The following is a 16,982-nucleotide window of genomic DNA, read 5'->3' as shown; positions in this document are numbered from 1 at the left end:
ACATCATGCACCGCAGCCAGATCAACAGCGATATCCGCAAGCTGATCGCCGACGGCACCGTGCTGCCGGCGCATCCGCTGGCGCTCACCGCCGAGCGCCAGCTCGACAAGACGCATCAGCGCGCGCTAACGCGATATTACATCGACGCCGGTTCAGGCGGCCTTGCCGTCGGCGTGCACACCACGCAGTTCGCGATCCGCGATGTCGGTCTCTACCGCCCCGTGCTCGAGCTCGCCGCCGAGACAGCAGCACACTGGACCAAGCGTCCGCTGGCAATGGTCGCAGGACTTGCAGGTCCAACCGGCCAGGCAACCGCAGAAGCCCGTACCGCGCGCGACGTCGGCTATCACGCCGGGCTGCTCAGCCTCGCCGCGATGAAGAGCGCGTCCGAGGACGAGATCATTGCCCACTGCACGGCGGTCGCCGCCGAAATCCCGCTGATCGGCTTCTATCTTCAGCCGGCCGTCGGCGGCGTCGTCCTGTCGAGCCGCTTCTGGCAGCGCTTTGCCTCGATCGACAATGTCATTGCGATCAAGATCGCGCCGTTCAACCGTTATCGGACCCTCGACGTGCTGCGCGGTGTCGCGGCGGCCGGCGCGCTCGACCGCGTCGCGCTCTACACCGGCAATGACGATCACATCCTGCTCGACCTGATGCTGCCCTTCGATCTGCGCGAGAACGGCATCACGACCCGCACCTACTTCAGGGGCGGCCTGCTCGGTCATTGGTCGGTGTGGACCGCGAGTGCGATCAAGCAGTTCGAGCGCTGCAAGGCGGCTCGGCACAAGGACAGCGTGCCGGCGGACCTGCTGGCGCTCGATGCCCGCGTCACCGACTGCAACAGCGCCTTCTTCGACGTCGCCAATAATTTCCATGGCTGCATCGCCGGCTGCCACGAGGTGCTGCGGCGCCAAGGTCTGATGCAGGGCCTGTGGTGCCTCGATCCGAACGAGGGCCTCAGCCCCGGCCAGAAGGAGGAGATCAATCGCGTCACTCGCGAGCACGCCGACCTCAGCGACGATGCCTTTGTCGCCGCGAATTTGAACAAATGGCTGGCATGAATTCCGAGCCCTTCATCAGCCTGCAAGGCGTCCGCAAGGTCTATCGCAGCGGCGGCGCCGAATTCCTGGCGGTGTCCGACGTCACCATGGACGTGCGGGAAGGTGAGTTGGTCTCGCTGGTCGGCCCGTCCGGTTGCGGCAAGACGACGGTGATGAAGATCTTGGCCGGCCTGCATGATGCCGACGGCGGTACTGTGAAGATCGGCAGTGCCAACAGCCCGTTCGACCCGACCCGCGACATCGGCATGGTGTTCCAGCAGGCACTCCTGCTGAAATGGCGCACCATCCTGGACAACGTGCTCTTGCCGGCCGAAATCGTCGGCCTGCCGATGAAGGCCGCGCGCGAGCGGGCGCGCGACCTGCTCAACCTGGTCGGGCTCGCCGGCTACGAGCAGAAATATCCGCAGCAGCTCTCCGGCGGCATGCAGCAGCGCACCGCGATCGCGCGTGCCTTCATCCACGACCCCAAGCTGATCCTGATGGACGAGCCGTTCGGCGCGCTGGACGCGCTGACGCGCGAGCAGATGAATCTGGAGATGCTGCGGATCTGGCGCGAGAGCGGCAAGACCATCATCTTCGTCACCCACTCGATCCAGGAAGCCGTGTTCCTGTCCTCGCATTGCGCCGTGCTGACGGCGGGCCCGGCGAAGATGGCCGATTATTTCCCGATCGACCTGCCCTTCCCGCGCGACCTGCCGCTGAAGACCACGGATGCGTTCGGTGCCTATGCAAGGCGGATCTACGCGAAGCTGGGGTTAGGCGCGGCGTAATTCGCCGCGGGAAAATTCTCGTAGGGTGGGCAAAGCGCAGCGTGCCCACCATTGCCAATGAAGCAAGTCATGGTGGGCACGGCGCAAGTGCGCCTTTGCCCACCCTACGAGTGTTGCATGCTCAGCTCTTGTTGCGCATCTTGCTGAGCAGGTAGTTGTCGTAAAAATTCTCCGCGATCTGCGTATAGAACAGCAACTCCTTCATATACGCGTCGTGGCTGGCCTTGGTCCGCTTGAACAGCTCGCTCTTGGCGGCGAGCTCGTTCAGATGCTCCTGGGTCGCGTTGTAGCAGGCCTCCAGCACCGGCTGCGGGAACGCCCTCAGCTCCGCGCCGTTGGCGAGCAGCCGCTTCAGCGCTGCCGGATTCACGCTGTCGTATTTCTCGAGCATCCAGGCGCCGGCCGCCGCGCCCGCCTGGTTGACGATCGCCTGGTACTGCTTGGGCAGCGAGGCCCATTTCTCGTCGTTGACGATCATGTGCAGCATGGCGCCGCCTTCCCACCAGCCGGGGAAGTAGTAGTACTTGGCGACCTTCTGGAAGCCGAGCTTCTCGTCGTCATAGGGACCAACGAACTCGACCGCATCGATCGTGCCCTTCTCCAGCGCCGGATATATGTCGCCGCCCGCGATCTGCTGCGGGACGACCCCGAGCCTTGCCAGCACATGGCCGCCCATGCCGGCGATGCGGAATTTGAGGCCCTTGAGGTCGTCGACTGTCTTGATCTCCTTGCGGAACCAGCCGCCCATCTGGGTGCCGGAATTGCCGCACAGGATCGCGTGCGCCTTGAACGGTTTGAGCGCCTCATTGGTGAGGTCGGCGCCACCGCCGAAGTGCCACCACGATTCCTGATGGCGATGGTTCATGCCGAAGGGCGCGCCGGTGGCATAGGCCAGCGCAGGCTCCTTGCCGATGTAGAAATAGAGCGGGGTCTGCGCCATCTCCACCGAGGAGGTGCTGACGGCATCGAGCGCCTGCAAGCCCGGAACGATCTCGCCGGCGCCAAAGGTCTGGATCTGGAATTTGTTGTCGGTGGCCTCGGCAATATATTTCGCGAAGGTCTGCGCCGTGCCGTAGATGGTGTCGAGCGACTTCGGGAAGCTCGAGGTCAGGCGCCATTTGATCTCGGGCGCGCTCTGCGCGATCGCAGGTGCAGCAACCAGCGTCGTCGCGCCGGCGACCACGCCGCCCCTCAGGAATGTACGGCGTTTCATGATGGGGGTTCTCCCTTGATGTCAGCTTCGAAACGGACGGCTCTGTAAACCGGCTTGGCCACGGACTTGGCTGACCGTTTGCCTGTTCCTGGTGCGGAGTTCAAGCTGCGAGAACGCATGGCGCCGCAGCCATCGGCCGCCAAAACGGCGCACCGAACCAAGGGCTTGCCGAAAGCGCCTCAGGTCTCCTGGAGAAAGACCGCGAGCGCCCGCTGTAATTCCTTGAACGCGCGCGCTCCGATCTTGCCCGCAAGCATCTTCTCGCTCTCGGCAATCGCCGGGCGCAAGCGGCCCAGCAGCGTCCCCCCGGCCGGCGTCAGATACAGCACATAGTAACGGCGGTTGATCGCGGAGGCCGAACGCTCCACCAGGCCCCGCCGCTCCAGATGATCCACCAGCCGCCCGAGCCCGGCCCGCTCGATCGACAGGGATTGCGCAATGGCGAGCTGATTGACGCCCGGATTGGCCTCGATCACTGACAGCACGGAGAACTGCGCCGGGCTGATGTCGAAGGCGGCGAGCCGCCGGCTGACATCCTTGAAGACCCAGAGCTGGGCCCGCCGGATGCGATAACCGACCGAACGGGACAGATCGTCGGAGGCGAGCAGCTTCGGCCGGGCGGGCTTTGCAGCCGCTGCAGCGCGCGGAGCGGACCGCTGCGGCTTTCCAACAGGCGCCCTGCGCGGCGCGCCCTTGGACGATCGCTTCCTGACGCCCGTCTTCTTCGGCTCCATCGACGATGATCTTTCACGCAGCGGCATCCGTCCCGGCCATCCGGGATTCGCATGTCGAGCCTATCGCAGCCGGGCCCGATCGAGAAGCCGGGCGGAGATCGCGCGCCTCGCGAGTACAGCTTCTACGACAGGTTGCGCAGCGCACTCGCGCGCCGCGTCATGTTGACACGGCAACATCGCCCGCCCTAGGATCGTGAACGCCCGCCGCAATACGAGCGGGGCCAAAGGGGGATGACGTCGTGCTTCCATCACAGATGGGCGCCGAGCTGCGTGCGCTCATGCATCGCGGTGCGGCCGACCGTGCAGCACGCATCAACGCGTTGCGTGTGCCACATCGCACGGCCGCGCCCGGCGACCGCACCGTCATCCCTGCGCCGGCTACGATATTGCCAACGACACCGACTGAACGAACACGCGCTCATGGGGGCACGCTCGTTCGACCATCATTAATGAAACTGGGAGGGACTGACATGAAACGCCTATTTCTCGCATCGACCATCATGGCCGGCTGTGCCGTTTTCGGCACGCAGGCTATTGCGCACGGATTTCCGCCGAGTGGCGTCGCGCCGCGCGCGTCCTGCACAGCGCTCACCGGGGTCACGCTGCCGAACACGCAGATCCTGAGCGCGACGCAAAAATCCGGCTATTGCAACGTGATCGGCATCATCAACAAGCGCGTCTCCGCGCAGGATCCCAACCATTTCACCTACGGCATCGGCTTCGCGCTCAACCTGCCCAACACCTGGCATGGCCGTTTCGAGATGATGGGCGGCGGCGGCACCGACGGCAGCCTCAATGCCGATCCGCAAGGCGCCGCCGGCACCGAGCTCGGCCAGGGCTGGGCTGTCGCGGCCAATGACGGCGGCCACGAAGACAGCGCCAACAATGTTGTGGGCGGACATCAGGATGACGATGTCAATGCCGGCGGCTCAGCGCATTTCGCGATCGACGCGCAAGCACGCAGGGACTACGGCTACAACGGCATCGAGAAGACCGCGACGATCTCCAAGCAGATCATCTCCTATTTCTACGGCCTCGACACCGTCTATTCCTACATCATGGGCTGCTCGAACGGCGGCCGTGACGCCATGATGGCGTCGCAGCGCTTCCCCTGGCTGTTCGACGGCGTCATCTCGCAAAATCCCGGCTTCAACCTGCCGCAGGCGGGCCTTGCGGAGGCCTGGAACGAGCAGGTGCTCGGCACGCTCGCAACCAGCACGGACGTCAACGGGCAGCCGTTCATTCCCGACACGTTTCCTGTGCAGGATCTTCAGGTGGCCTCAGCCGCGATCCTGAGTGCCTGCGACGCCCTCGATGGTCTGGTCGACGGCATCATCGACAATTATCACGCCTGCACCGCGAAGAAGGTGTATCCGGCTCTTGCCTCTTACACCTGCGGCACCGGCTCGCACGGCAGCACCCCGCATGGCGGCACCTGCCTCACCCCCGCGCAAGTGAACGCGCTCAAGAAGATCTATGCCGGGCCGGTCAACTCGAAGGGCCAACGGCTCTATTCGAACTGGTTCTGGGATGCCGGCATCTGGACGCCGCCGACCGCGCCGGGCGCGGGCTGGCAGTTGTGGAACGTCGTCACCGCCCCGGTGCCTGGTGTCAACACCGCGATCAACCTGACGCTCGGCGCAGGCGCAATCCCGATGATCTTCCAGACGCCGCCGGTCGTCACGCCCGTCAACGGGCCGAACGGCCAGGAAGCCTTCGTGTTCAAATTCAACTTCGACACCGACGCGCCGAAGATCTTCACCAAGACGGCGGCCTATCCCGAAAGCAGCATGGACTTCATGGCCGCGACCTCGAGCGATCTACGTCCGTTCAGGGCACGCGGCGGCAAGCTGATCATCTCCTCCTCCGTCAATGACGGCATCTTCTCCGGCGCCGCGATCGCCCGCTGGTATCGCGGCATGGACCGGCGCATGGGAGGACGCGCCGAGGATTTCGCGCGGCTGTTCATGGTGCCGAACATGGCCCATTGCGGGGGCGGCGCGGCCACGGCGAACTTCGCCGGCAACGAGCTCAAGGCCATCACCGACTGGGTCGAGAAAGGCATCGCGCCGGAGCGCATCGTCGCAGCCAATACCAACGCGACCTCGCCCTATCCGGCCGGCGGGCTGTTCGATCCGCGCATTGCCCAGAACTTCCCTGCCAGCGGCACGCGGCCGCTCTGCGTCTATCCGAAGATTGCCGCCTACAAGGGCAGCGGCCTGACAAACGACGCCGGCAACTTCGCCTGCATCGACGCCGGCTTCAGGCCCGGCAGGGATCATGACTATCACGACGACGACGACGACGGGCACGGCAACCACGGGCACTGATCGTCGTAATACCCGCGCTCGTAACCCGGACGCAGCGCATCGCTTCTTCAGCGGTGCGCTGCGGTGCTGGGCTCATGCTTTTCGCAATGTGGAGCCCGCGGGGCTGCGAAGGCAGCGCGTCAGAGCAGCTTCGCGCTGACGAACAGCGCGCGAACGGCGTTGGTCGCCTGCACCGCCAGCATCGCGTTACCGGCGGCGCCTTCAAGGGCCGCGACGGCGTCCTCATGCAGGGAGCGGAATTCCATCCACTCGACCGACTTGAAGTTGGTGAGGAATTGATAGGCCTGGCCGACAGTCGCGATCGCCAGCGTGTCACCGTTCAACTTGATCTTGAACGTCGTACGGAGCGGGGTCTCGGAATTTGTTGGATCACTCATGGGCTGCTTCTGGACGATGACGGCTTAACGAAGGGGAAACGGCAGCCCCGCCGCAGCAGGCGAATATCAGGAGTCGGTGCTCGCGCGCTGCGAGGCGGTCGCCGATCCGCTCAGGCTCGGCACCACGACAAGACGGTTGAACTCGCCATTGTCGTAAGCTTTGAGGAAACGATCATAGTCCTTGATCGAAACGCAGCCGTTGGAATCGCCGCGCGGCCCGAGCATGTAGTTGTGCGTGAGCAGACCGACACGGCCAAGCGCGCTGGTGCCTTCGACCGGGGTCATACGCAGCGCACGGACGCCGTGAAACAGCTTTTCGCGCGGCTTCAGATCATAGGTCGCCGGCGGCGTCGCGCCGACCATCCGCCGATCGACATGGTCGGGATCGTCCATCAGCGCGCCCAGCCCTGAATGGGCCTCCAGCGCCACGCCACTCGGCAGGTAAAGCGCCTTGGCCTTGATGTCATAGACCGCCGTCCGCGAATCGTAGCCGAGGGCGCCGAGATCCGGTGCCCTGCCGAGCAGGCCATCGCCGGGCGTCAGCGAGGCCAGCCTGATCTTGTCGGTGAATCTTTCGAAGAAGCTGCGGTTGTCGACCCTGGGACTGGTGTCGGCATAGGCCTGGCTCGAGGCGACTTGGGAGGCGAAATCGGCCTGGACCGGGCGCGAGCGCGGCATCGGAATGGCGTCGGCGCGCTGTGAGGGTCTCGCCTCCTCGGTCACGGACCGGTCGTCGTCGGTCAGGGTCGAACGCCAGTCGTCGCCCTGCAGCTTCTGGGCGAGCATCGCCTTGGCGTCGCGAAGCTTGAGCTGGACCGCATTCAGGGCGGAACGCTCCAGTGTCCGCAGGCCGAGGTCCCGGGCCGGCGGATTGCCGGACGCCGAAGCGAAACGATCTTCGAAGGACGGCGTATTGCTCGGCGGCAGCGCGGCGGAGACCAGCGGGCTCGAAGCGCCCAGATTCGAATCCCCGATGTCCGCGACCCAGGCGGCGGCGCCCAGCGCCAACGCGACGGCAGCCAGAGACAGCAAAACGCGCTCGGCCCGCCCGATACGGCGGCGCGACAACAGCCTCTCGGCGTGTCCTGCGTCGGAAACCATCAGATCCCCAAATCGACCCCCGGGGGGCCCAACCCCCACCCGGAGACTCTATACCAGCTACCACATTGGGAGCCAAAAGTTAGGCATAATCGCGGCCGGCAAGGGTCCGACTGGGCATCCCGAGGTATCCAATGACCGATCCTTTCGATCTAGACCGGTTTGTCCGGGCCCAGAACCCGGTCTTTCGCGACGTCCAGGGGGAGCTGACCCGAGGGCGGAAGCAGAGCCACTGGATGTGGTTCGTCTTCCCGCAAATCGCAGGCCTCGGCTTCAGCGCCATGTCGCAGCGCTACGCCATCGGCTCCCGCGCGGAGGCCCGGGCCTATCTCGCCCACCCGGTCCTCGGTCCGCGTTTGGTCGAATGCACCCGCCTCGTGCTCGCCGTCGAGGGGCGAACCATCAACGCCATCCTCGGGGCGCCCGATGACACCAAATTCCGCTCGTCGATGACGCTGTTCGGCGCGGTGTCCGATGAGCCCGTTTTCGGCGAGGCGCTCGCCCGCTATTTCGCAGGCGAGCGCGACGCCGCCACGCTGGAGATCCTGTCGAAGCCGGGCTAGTTCAACGCCCCTGGAAGACGGCCGCACGACGCTCGATGAAGGATTGAATGCCCTCCTTCGCGTCCGCGCTGCCGAGCACGCGGGCGCGAATCTCGGGGATGTAGGCGATCGCCGCCGCCTCGCCGCCTTCGACGTACTTGGCCGCCGCCTCCTTGGTGACCTGGATGCCGAGCGGCGCATTGCGCGCGATGATGGCGGCGAGCGCCATCGCACGCGCGACCTGCTCGCCCGCCGGCACGACCTCCTGGACGAGGCCGATCGCATGAGCGCGCTCGGCCGAAACCTCGTCGCACAGGAACAGATGGTACATCGCATCGCCCCAGCCGGCACGCGACAGGAAACGGAAATGCGCGCCGCCAAGCGGCGCAATGCCGCGCCTGGATTCCATCTGGCAGAAGCGTGAATCCGCTGCGGCCACCACGATATCACCGGCAAGCATCAGCTCGATGCCAACGGTGAAAACGATGCCCTGCACGGCGGTGATAACAGGCTTGCGACAGCGCTTGGCAAGGCCGAACGGATCGACATTGCCTTCCCTGATGTTGCGCTTCTCCGCTGAAGGCCCGAAGAATTTCGGCATGTCGAGACCGGCGGTGAAATCCCTGCCCTCGGCGCAGATCACGCCGACGCGGCAGGCCTCGTTGTCGTGCAGTTCGGTCAGCGCATCGGACAATTGCTCCATCATCACCGGCGTGAACGCGTTCTTCTTCGCGGCATTGTCGATGATGATCTTGAGAACGTGGCCGTGCACCTCGGTGCGAATTTGCCCCTCGCTCATGCGCTTCTCCCGTGATCGGTCGTTGGTGTTGGTGGCATGTCAGGCCGGCGGGTGAATCGCCGCGCGGATCGCCTTGATCCGCTCCGGCGTGAACACGCCGGTCTCGAGCAGTTGGAGGATCGAGAGCACGCCGCCCCGCGATCCCCAGCTTCCCTCGTCGATGATCTCGAAATTGACCCACCAGGTCGGCGCCGGCGTCTGCATTCCGCAGGCCTCCGCGAGCCGGGCGAGCACGTTGCGGATCACCTCGGCGCGCACCTCTGCCGGCCAGGCCGCGTTCATCACCGCAATCCTGACGGTGATGATGTCGCGCGGAGTGTCCTGATCGGACAGGAGCTGGCCGCCGATCGCCATGCAGTCGGCCGACAGTTCGCGGAAATGGACCTGAAAGCCCATTCGCGCAGCCGGCACGTGCTGGCCGATCTCGGGCTCGAGCACGGCGTCCGTCAGGGCTTCCGCGAGGCAGCGGCGCTGCGTCAGGCTGAGCCGGCCCGCGGGCGCAGTCACGGTGATGATGGTCAAAGGCCGCTTCCTCCAGAATTATGACATACGTCATATTTCAGTCTCTCTTGCTTATGTCAAGCGTCATAGTCTAGATCGGGGACACCAACCATGGGACCGCCGATGACCTCCAGCACGCGCGACAAGATGATCGCCGGCGCCGCCGATCTGATGAGCCGGCGGGGCGTCAATGCCACCAGCATGCGCGACGTCGTTCGCCACACCGCGACGCCGCGCGGCTCGATCGGTCACCACTTTCCGGACGGCAAGCGGCAATTGATCGCCGAAGCCGTGACCTTCGCCGGCAAGGAGGTGTCCACTCCCCTGGAGAAAGCCATGAACGACCGCGGCGTGATCGGCGGCTTGCGGGCCTTTGTTGCGTCCTGGCGCCGCCGGCTGGAGGCGACCGGCTTCGAGGCTGGATGCCCGGTGCTCGCCGTCGCCGTCGATCGCTATGTCGGCGAGGCCTCCGACAAGGATGATGAGGCGGCGCACCAGCATCTGCTCGACCTAGCTAACGGCGTGTTCGTCGAGTGGAAGCTGATCATGCGCGCGGCCTTGCTGCGTGAAGGGCTGGCTGCGGAACGCGCGGAGCGGCTTGCAACGCTCGTCGTCGCCGCGATCGAGGGCACGGTCGCGATGTGCCGGGCAAACCGCAGCGCGGACGCGCTCGATCTGGTTCAAGAAGAACTGGAGACTGTGCTGTCCGACGCCCTCGCCCACGCAGCCGGATAAATGGGCGCCGGTCGATCGCAGCGGGACCAGCGGCAGAGAGCGTAAACCCCGGATTAACATCGCCTGCCTATCTTCCGTGCAAATTAAGTCTCCTCCCGCGCCAATTGCCGGACAGATCATGAAAATCGGTACGCTCCTGACCTCCGCCATCGTCTCGCTCTCGACCGTGGGCGGCGGCCTCGCCGTCTACGTCGCCGTGACGAAGTACCAGACGATGGAGCGGATCACGGAAGCGGAGGGTCGGCTCGCGATCGTTCGCGCCGCCAGCGACATCCCGCGCCACCTCAATCCGGAGCGCGGCTTTTCCACCAACATCCTCTATGGCCCGGCCACCATCGACCCGGCGCAGCTCGCCGGACAGGACAAGCTGCGGAAACAGACCGACGGCGCCCGCGACAAGATGAACGCACTGCGCAAGCAGTTGCCCGGCTCCCTCGACGACGGCAACACCATCGGCGGCAACATCGACGGCATCAATTCGAAATTCACGGCGTTGCGCGAGGCCATCGACAAGGCGCTCGCAGGGCCCGCCGAGGCGCGCAAGGACGCCGCCAAGAAGATCGTCGCCGACAACGCCGTGCTCAACAGCGGCGTGACCGCACTGCTCAACGAGCAGGTCCGCCGCATGGCGATCCTGAACGGTGACGCCTACCGGCAGGCCAGCCACGCCAACACGGCGATGACGTTGCGCGACGTCGGAGGTTTCAATTCCAGCCTGCACAAGAACCTCGTCGGCGGCAACAAGCCGGCGACCGACGCCGAGAAGGCCGACATCGGCCGCTCGCAGGGCCGCAACGACCAGCTCGTGATGGCGCTGCTGGAATTGCGCGGCAATCCGGCAACTCCGGCGAACGTCGCCACAGCGCTGGAGAAATTCAATTCGATCTATGTCGAGGAGTTCGGCCGCGAGCTCAAGCTCGTCAAGGACGGAGCGATCAGCGGCAAGTACGAACACGACATGGAGACCTATTACGCCGCCACGCAGCGCGGCCTCAGCACCATCATCGAGGTCCGCGACGCCTTCTATGACAACGCCGAACAGATCCTCGCCGGCGCCTCTTCGGCCGCGCGCACCAGCTTCAGCATCGCGCTTGCAGGCCTCGCCGCCGTGTTGATCGCGAGCGTCGGCCTCATCGTGATGGTTCGCCGCCGCGTCTGCGCTCCAATCGTCAACCTGACGACGCGGATGTCGCGGCTCGCCGAGGGCGAGGTTGCGGACAGCATCCCCGGCGCCGAGCGCTCCGACGAGATCGGGGCGATGGCTGCGGCCGTTCAGGTCTTCAAGGACAACATGATTCGGGCCGACCGGCTCGCGGCCGAGAAGCAGGCCGAGAACGACGGCAAGATGCGCCGCGCACAGGCGCTCGACGAGCTCACCCGCGCGTTCGAGGCCAAGGTCACCGAGCTCGTCGGCGGCCTGTCGCGCGCCTCCTCGACCATGGAAAGCACCGCGCAGTCGATGAGCTCGACGGCGGCCCAGACCAACAGCCAGGCCGCGGTCGTCGCCGCCGCCTCCGAGCAGACCTCGACCAATGTGCAGACCGTCGCCAGCGCCACCGAAGAGCTGACCTCCTCGATCTCGGAGATCGGCCGTCAGGTCGCACAAAGCACGGAGATCGCCGCCCGCGCCGTCGACAACGCCCGCCGCACCGGCGACACCGCACGCACGCTCGCCGAGGGCGCGCAGAAGATCGGCGACGTCGTCACGCTGATCCAGAGCATCGCCGAGCAGACCAACCTGCTCGCCCTGAACGCGACCATCGAGGCCGCCCGCGCCGGCGATGCCGGCCGCGGCTTTGCCGTGGTTGCTTCCGAAGTGAAGTCGCTGGCGGGCCAGACCGCCAAGGCCACCACCGAAATCTCCGAGCAGATCACGGCGATCCAGACCGCGAGCGACGAGACCGTGGCCGCGATCCGCAACGTCGCCGACGTCATCGGCGAGATCGACCAGATCGGCACCGCGATTGCCGCGGCGATCGAGGAACAGGGCTCGGCCACCAAGGAGATCGCCCGCAGCGTCCAGGAGGCCGCCCGCGGCACCCAGGAGGTCAACACCAACATCTCCGGCGTGCAGCGTGCCGCCGACGATACGGGAGCCGCCGCCAGGGAAGTGCAGGTCGCCGCCGAGCAGCTCTCGACCCAGTCGCGCGATCTCGCCGGACAGTTCGACCGCTTCCTCGGCGAGGTCAGGGCGGCCTGAACGCAACTTCGTAGCCCGGATGGAGCGCAGCGTAATCCGGGATTTCTGACGTCATCGGCACCGCCCCGGATCGCGCTGCGCTCCATCCGGGCTACGGGACCATCAATACGGCGGCGCCTTGCGCGCCCGCTGCGCCTTGCTGGCCTCAATCCACCATTGCAGATCATCCGCAAAGCGCGGGAACGAGCGTTCCAGTGCCTTGCCGCCCTCGCCGATCGGCTCGCCGTCCTCGGACAGGGTCTGCGCGATCGGGCCGACGCCGATGGTGCTCGACACCACCACCATGCCCATCTCCGACAGCGTGCCGTGCCAGGCGGTCGCGGCGCGCGCGCCCGAGAGCCGGCCGGCCGAATAGCTCACGATCGCGGCCGGCCGCCAGAACCACTCTTCGAGGAAGTGATCGGTGAGATTCTTCAGGCCGGGCTGGATGCCCCAATTGTATTCGCCGGTGACGAAGACAAAGCCGTCGGCGCCGCGGATCTGCTCGGCCAGCTTCTCCAGGGCCTCAGGCGCCGAGCCTTTGGGATATTCCTTGTACATGCGGTCGAGCATCGGCAGGCCGATCGCCTTGGCGTCGACGAACTCAACGTCCTCGCCGCGGCCGCGCAGCCGATTGATGACGAAATTCGCAAGGCGGATGCCCATGCGGTCGGAACGGTAGGAACCGTAGAAGACGAGAATGCGATTGCTCATGGCCGGACGGTAGCAGAAACCGGCGTCCGCCGCCCTCGATTTGTCGAGCTATCGCCCGCGTCTGCGGCCCAGCGTTCGCGACGGCGTCTCGCCGAACTTCTAAATCTCAAAATTGAAACTATCGGATTTAAGGCTCAATTAAAAATTAACGGATTTAAGGCGGAATAATGATCGTTGTATAACCACATTTTTTCAACTCAGGCTCCTGCCATGATGGCAAATTCGCCTGCTGATATTCTGGTCGAGTTGGAAGACGCAGTCGCGACGTGTCCGCTGGACCGCTGCGCTCGCATCCTCTCCGGCATTTTGCAGCTGCTCACCAGCAGCCGCGACCGGCCTCAGGAATTGCTTGCCGGTGTGGTCGATGGCGTCCTGCTGCGGTTGGCAGGACGGGTCGAAGCCGGTGCGTTGATTGAAATCGGCGCGGCGATTGCCGAACTCACGGTCGCTCCGCCGCAGACCTTGCGGCGTCTTGCATCGCACAACGATCCGGGCGTGGCGTGCCCAATCCTACTCAAATCTCAAGCGCTGCAGTCGATCGATCTTGAAACGATCGCGATGTCGAGCGGCGAACCGCAACAACTCGCGATTGCTGCCCGCAAGTGCGTCGAGCCGCCGCTGGCCGAGGCGCTGATCAGGGGCGGCGGCCGCACCGTCCACCTTGCGCTCATCGGCAATCCAGGCGCGCGGTTCTCCGACGCCGCCTACGTTGCCCTTGCTGAGAAGTGCCTGACGGATGACGAGCTCACGAAGGCGCTGGCGCTCCGGCCGGACACGCCCGACACCGTCATGCGAAAGTTGCTGTCGGCCTCGCCGGCTCCAAAATCCGGCATAGTGCGGTTTCAAGCCGCAGCGGCCGCGCCGATTGTCCCCAAGCTGCCCTGCGCGGCCGCCTATGCAAGCGCGCGGCCGGAGATCGTCGCGCTCAACCGCAGCGGCAAGCTCAACGATTCCACGGTGAACCGCTTCGCGATCCGCGGCGAGACCGCCAATCTGGTCACTGCGTTATCGGTGCTTTCGGGCGCTCCCATCGAGATCGTCGAGCACATCATCACCGACGACGATTACGAGGGTCTCGTCATGGCCTGCCGTGCCTCGCGGCTGAATTGGCAGACCACGTTGGCCATCCTGAGCAACCGCTGTGGCACCAGGCTTTCTTTTGCCGAGCGCGAACGCGCGCAGCACATTTTCGAGACACTCCTTCTGTCGACCAGCCAATGGACGGTGCGATGGGGGGAAATTGCCGCAAATACCAAGGAGAGCAGTCGGGGAAATCGCGGCGCAAACACCGGAGGTAGCCGATGAAGTTCGACGGTCGCAAAGCGTCTCGCGTGAAAATGGATCACAGGCAGCCGGTCAATCTGATGGGTTCGGACGGCACTTGGCGACGCAGTTGCGTCCTGCTGGACGTGTCGCAAAGCGGTGCCAAGATCGAAGTGGAGGGCACGCTCGACGTGCTCCAGGCCAAGGAGTTCTTCATGCTACTCTCGTCAACGGGCCTCGCCTACCGGCGCTGCGAACTGGTCTGGATCGACGGCACCATGGCCGGCATCCACTTCATCACTGCTGACTGCAAGAAGAAGGCCGCAAGCGCACCAGCGCCAACGGAGAAAGCCCTTCAGAGCAAGTAGGTTCGAACATTCACTATTTTGGATCCCGACAGTCGTAAGGTCGATGTCAGACCGTGCAGCACGCGCGAACCATATCCGGCCCCGTCAATGGTGTCGGCAGTGACGGCGGCACCCGAGAGACAGGGATGGTTCGCCCCTTCCTGCATGTGCTGGCCGACACGTCCGACAAGCTCGCAGGTATCTGCTCGATCCTCCAGGAGAAATTCACTGTTGCAGGCGAGCGACTCGATGCCGATTCCAAGCTGTCGCAGACGCCCGCCGCCATCGTCATCCGCGCGGAGCTGCGCGACGTCGATAATATCACCGCCATCAAGAAGCGGGCCGACAAGCTGGCGAGGGTCAGGAAGCGCATTTTCTTGCTCGAGCACACCTCCCACGTCTGCATTTCGCAGGCCTACGCGCTCGGGGCGACGCTGGTCCTTCCCAGCACGGTGAGCCGGACCAAGCTGCTGGCGGCACTGACCGATCCGGCCGACGGGACTTCTGCTTCGTCAGGCGACACGCCACAACCGGACAACGCCGTCGAGACCGCCGCGACCGCCATCGCATCGATGTTCACGGCCGTCACACTCGGTCAAAGCCTCGATGTCGAAGGCACCAGGAAAGCCGGTCGCCAGATTGCCGATCGTATCACCCAGCATGGCCTGACGGAGTGGCTGATGACGGTGCGGCGCCACCACGAAGGAACCTATCAGCATTGCCTGCTCGTGACAGGCGTTGCCATCGACTTCGGACTGAGCCTCGGCGTCGGCAGGGCCGACCTGGAGCGTCTCTACTCGGCTGCCATGTTCCACGACATCGGCAAGGCGCAAATTCCGCTCGCCATCCTCGACAAGACGGGCCGCCTTGATGCCGAGGAACGCGCGCTGATCGAAACGCATCCGGCGGCCGGCTACGAATTTCTCAAGGGGCATGACGGGATCTCATCGGAGATACTCGACGCCGTTCGCCATCATCACGAGTACCTCGACGGGAGCGGCTATCCCGATGCGCTCTGCGGCGAGAGCATTGGCGACATCGTGCGGATTCTGACGATCTCGGACATTTTCGCGGCGCTGATCGAGCATCGGCATTACAAGCCGACCATGCCGCGCGCTGAGGCCTACGACGTTCTGTGCGGGATGAAAGGGAAGCTGGAAAAGGCGCTGGTCGACTCATTCAAGCAGGTCGCGCTCACGCGGTGAGCGCGGCAGACCCGTCTCGAACGCGGCCTAATGCGTCGCGCGATAACTCGCGCGGCGCGGGATGGACCGGCAGGCCAGTCCGTCGGCCAACACCTTCATGTCCTCATGCCGGCCGCTGCGAATCAGCCGGCCGAACTCTTCGGGTGTGAAAGGAAGACTTGGATCATCGTCGATCGGGTGCCGCATTCGCGGACCGAAGAACCGCCGTACCAGGCTAGCCAGCCGCCGCATGTCAATTCCCTCGCGCCAGCAACAAACCTCACAGTCTGCATATTGTTCCTCCCGCACCTTTGAGATTGCAAGAGGCCGCCGAGGACTCCGCACCAAAAAAAATTGCTAGAGAATAATCTCCTCTTCGTCGTGCTAATCGGCAAAACCCACGTAACGCACGAACTCTCCATTGTGCTCGCGGTCCGAGCGAACGGCGTTCGCAGCAAAGCCGTCGTCGGGGTAGCCCATCGCGACGCAGGTCATGATGACCTCGTCCTCCGGAATCTTCGCGACTTCACGCACGATGTCGGAGCGCATGATGCCCTGACCGTTGATGACCGAGCCGAGGCGCGATCCCACGCTGCGAGCACGATGCCGTAACAGAGCGCACCGAGATCGAAATGGCAGACCGCGCCGGGATCGAGCACGCGGTCGTGGGTCAAGACCAGCGAGACCGGCGCGTCGAACTGGCGGAAGCCACGCAGCACTCAATCCTGCCGCATCGGCTTGTCGTCGCGCGCGATCCCCATCGCGCCGAACAGTTTTTTGGCGACGTCGACCTGCCGCGTGCGGTGCACGCCCTGGTACTCGCCGTGACTGATGATGTCGCGCTTGACCTTGGCTCCGCCGACCATCTCCTCCATGTTGCGGCGGCGGACCTCTTCGAGCGGCGTGCCGGTCAGCACGTGGACATGCCAGGGCTGGGTGTTCATCGACGATGGCGCGCGTTTTGGCGCTCTCGATGATCGCCTCGATCACCGCGCGCGGCACCGGCTCGTTCTTGAAGCCACGCACGCTGCGGCGCGACTGAACCAGCGTTTCGAATTCCACTCGTGAAACCTCCTGCCCGTTCATCCGGCGTTGCGGCACACTGCCCGTTGCCGATGCGGCGGGCAAAATCTAT

General features: G+C 64.8%; 16 protein-coding genes and 1 pseudogene. 9 read left to right on the top strand and 8 right to left on the bottom strand.

What is annotated here, in order from left to right; translation table 11 throughout:
• Nucleotides 1-5 precede the first annotated feature (5 nt).
• Complete coding sequence (locus IVB26_RS19415) at nucleotides 6-1,061, top strand: dihydrodipicolinate synthase family protein (RefSeq protein ID WP_247966969.1); 1,056 nt, start codon at nucleotides 6-8, stop codon at nucleotides 1,059-1,061.
• Nucleotides 1,049-1,831, top strand: a complete 783-nt coding sequence (locus tag IVB26_RS19410; protein WP_247966968.1) for an ABC transporter ATP-binding protein — start codon at nucleotides 1,049-1,051, stop codon at nucleotides 1,829-1,831. Before IVB26_RS19415 ends, IVB26_RS19410 begins: the two co-directional genes overlap by 13 nt.
• 121 nt (nucleotides 1,832-1,952) lie before the next feature.
• Here IVB26_RS19410 and IVB26_RS19405 read toward each other — a convergent pair whose 3' ends face one another.
• Complete coding sequence (locus IVB26_RS19405; protein ID WP_247966967.1) at nucleotides 1,953-3,044, bottom strand: TRAP transporter substrate-binding protein; 1,092 nt, start codon at nucleotides 3,042-3,044, stop codon at nucleotides 1,953-1,955.
• 179 nt (nucleotides 3,045-3,223) lie between these two features.
• On the bottom strand, nucleotides 3,224-3,778 hold the full coding sequence (locus tag IVB26_RS19400) for a MarR family winged helix-turn-helix transcriptional regulator (protein WP_247966966.1): 555 nt from the start codon (nucleotides 3,776-3,778) through the stop codon (nucleotides 3,224-3,226).
• A gap of 470 nt (nucleotides 3,779-4,248) precedes the next feature.
• Between IVB26_RS19400 and IVB26_RS19395 the strand changes: the two genes are divergently transcribed.
• Nucleotides 4,249-6,108, top strand: a complete 1,860-nt coding sequence (locus IVB26_RS19395) for a tannase/feruloyl esterase family alpha/beta hydrolase (protein WP_247966965.1) — start codon at nucleotides 4,249-4,251, stop codon at nucleotides 6,106-6,108.
• 119 nt (nucleotides 6,109-6,227) lie between these two features.
• On the opposite strand, the gene IVB26_RS19390 is transcribed toward IVB26_RS19395, so the two are convergent.
• Both IVB26_RS19390 and IVB26_RS19385 read right to left on the bottom strand, forming a co-directional pair.
• On the bottom strand, nucleotides 6,228-6,485 hold the full coding sequence (locus tag IVB26_RS19390; RefSeq protein ID WP_212085905.1) for a hypothetical protein: 258 nt from the start codon (nucleotides 6,483-6,485) through the stop codon (nucleotides 6,228-6,230).
• Nucleotides 6,486-6,551: 66 nt separating this feature from the next.
• Entirely contained in the window at nucleotides 6,552-7,517 is a 966-nt protein-coding gene (locus tag IVB26_RS19385) for a DUF2778 domain-containing protein (RefSeq protein ID WP_247973219.1), read from the bottom strand.
• Nucleotides 7,518-7,717: 200 nt separating this feature from the next.
• Here IVB26_RS19385 and IVB26_RS19380 point away from each other — a divergent pair, with 200 nt between their 5' ends.
• Nucleotides 7,718-8,146, top strand: a complete 429-nt coding sequence (locus IVB26_RS19380) for a DUF1810 domain-containing protein (RefSeq protein WP_247966964.1) — start codon at nucleotides 7,718-7,720, stop codon at nucleotides 8,144-8,146.
• Between the two features lies 1 nt (nucleotide 8,147).
• On the opposite strand, the gene IVB26_RS19375 is transcribed toward IVB26_RS19380, so the two are convergent.
• A complete protein-coding gene (locus IVB26_RS19375; RefSeq protein ID WP_247966963.1) occupies nucleotides 8,148-8,924 on the bottom strand; it encodes a crotonase/enoyl-CoA hydratase family protein in 777 nt (258 codons plus the stop codon).
• 39 nt (nucleotides 8,925-8,963) lie between these two features.
• Nucleotides 8,964-9,446, bottom strand: a complete 483-nt coding sequence (locus IVB26_RS19370; protein WP_247966962.1) for a tautomerase family protein — start codon at nucleotides 9,444-9,446, stop codon at nucleotides 8,964-8,966.
• A 90-nt stretch (nucleotides 9,447-9,536) separates the two neighbouring features.
• Between IVB26_RS19370 and IVB26_RS19365 the strand changes: the two genes are divergently transcribed.
• Both IVB26_RS19365 and IVB26_RS19360 read left to right on the top strand, forming a co-directional pair.
• Nucleotides 9,537-10,160, top strand: coding sequence for a TetR/AcrR family transcriptional regulator (locus IVB26_RS19365; RefSeq protein WP_247966961.1), 624 nt, complete (start codon nucleotides 9,537-9,539; stop codon nucleotides 10,158-10,160).
• 118 nt (nucleotides 10,161-10,278) lie between these two features.
• Nucleotides 10,279-12,360: a methyl-accepting chemotaxis protein gene (locus tag IVB26_RS19360; RefSeq protein WP_247966960.1), complete on the top strand. Its 2,082-nt coding sequence runs from the start codon at nucleotides 10,279-10,281 to the stop codon at nucleotides 12,358-12,360.
• A 102-nt stretch (nucleotides 12,361-12,462) separates the two neighbouring features.
• Here the strand turns inward: IVB26_RS19360 and IVB26_RS19355 are convergent, their stop codons facing one another.
• A complete protein-coding gene (locus tag IVB26_RS19355; RefSeq protein WP_247966959.1) occupies nucleotides 12,463-13,053 on the bottom strand; it encodes an NADPH-dependent FMN reductase in 591 nt (196 codons plus the stop codon).
• A 210-nt stretch (nucleotides 13,054-13,263) separates the two neighbouring features.
• Between IVB26_RS19355 and IVB26_RS19350 the strand changes: the two genes are divergently transcribed.
• The 3 genes from IVB26_RS19350 to IVB26_RS19340 are packed head-to-tail and all read left to right on the top strand — an operon-like array spanning nucleotide 13,264 to nucleotide 15,868.
• A complete protein-coding gene (locus IVB26_RS19350) occupies nucleotides 13,264-14,358 on the top strand; it encodes a DUF2336 domain-containing protein (protein WP_247966958.1) in 1,095 nt (364 codons plus the stop codon).
• On the top strand, nucleotides 14,355-14,684 hold the full coding sequence (locus IVB26_RS19345) for a PilZ domain-containing protein (RefSeq protein WP_247966957.1): 330 nt from the start codon (nucleotides 14,355-14,357) through the stop codon (nucleotides 14,682-14,684). The genes IVB26_RS19350 and IVB26_RS19345 overlap by 4 nt, the downstream gene beginning before the upstream one ends.
• Nucleotides 14,685-14,737: 53 nt before the next feature.
• A complete protein-coding gene (locus tag IVB26_RS19340) occupies nucleotides 14,738-15,868 on the top strand; it encodes an HD-GYP domain-containing protein (protein WP_247966956.1) in 1,131 nt (376 codons plus the stop codon).
• Nucleotides 15,869-16,231: 363 nt separating this feature from the next.
• On the opposite strand, the pseudogene IVB26_RS19335 reads toward IVB26_RS19340, so the two are convergent.
• Nucleotides 16,232-16,909: pseudogene (locus IVB26_RS19335) on the bottom strand (nitroreductase).
• Nucleotides 16,910-16,982 lie beyond the last annotated feature (73 nt).

It is taken from the genome of Bradyrhizobium sp. 195 (assembly GCF_023101665.1).
Classification (GTDB): Bacteria; Pseudomonadota; Alphaproteobacteria; order Rhizobiales; family Xanthobacteraceae; genus Bradyrhizobium.
This window is presented reverse-complemented; position numbering and strand designations above follow the sequence as displayed.

Excerpts from the sequence above, each read along its gene's own strand:
- IVB26_RS19380 (WP_247966964.1), top strand. The coding sequence starts at position 7,718 with ATGACCGATCCTTTCGATCTAGACCGGTTTGTCCGGGCCCAGAACCCG.
- IVB26_RS19410 (WP_247966968.1), top strand. The coding sequence starts at position 1,049 with ATGGCTGGCATGAATTCCGAGCCCTTCATCAGCCTGCAAGGCGTCCGC.
- IVB26_RS19365 (WP_247966961.1), top strand. The coding sequence starts at position 9,537 with ATGGGACCGCCGATGACCTCCAGCACGCGCGACAAGATGATCGCCGGC.
- IVB26_RS19360 (WP_247966960.1), top strand. The coding sequence starts at position 10,279 with ATGAAAATCGGTACGCTCCTGACCTCCGCCATCGTCTCGCTCTCGACC.
- IVB26_RS19355 (WP_247966959.1), bottom strand. The coding sequence starts at position 13,053 with ATGAGCAATCGCATTCTCGTCTTCTACGGTTCCTACCGTTCCGACCGC.
- IVB26_RS19395 (WP_247966965.1), top strand. The coding sequence starts at position 4,249 with ATGAAACGCCTATTTCTCGCATCGACCATCATGGCCGGCTGTGCCGTT.
- IVB26_RS19350 (WP_247966958.1), top strand. The coding sequence starts at position 13,264 with ATGATGGCAAATTCGCCTGCTGATATTCTGGTCGAGTTGGAAGACGCA.
- IVB26_RS19415 (WP_247966969.1), top strand. The coding sequence starts at position 6 with ATGCACCGCAGCCAGATCAACAGCGATATCCGCAAGCTGATCGCCGAC.
- IVB26_RS19345 (WP_247966957.1), top strand. The coding sequence starts at position 14,355 with ATGAAGTTCGACGGTCGCAAAGCGTCTCGCGTGAAAATGGATCACAGG.
- IVB26_RS19390 (WP_212085905.1), bottom strand. The coding sequence starts at position 6,485 with ATGAGTGATCCAACAAATTCCGAGACCCCGCTCCGTACGACGTTCAAG.
- IVB26_RS19375 (WP_247966963.1), bottom strand. The coding sequence starts at position 8,924 with ATGAGCGAGGGGCAAATTCGCACCGAGGTGCACGGCCACGTTCTCAAG.
- IVB26_RS19405 (WP_247966967.1), bottom strand. The coding sequence starts at position 3,044 with ATGAAACGCCGTACATTCCTGAGGGGCGGCGTGGTCGCCGGCGCGACG.
- IVB26_RS19400 (WP_247966966.1), bottom strand. The coding sequence starts at position 3,778 with ATGGAGCCGAAGAAGACGGGCGTCAGGAAGCGATCGTCCAAGGGCGCG.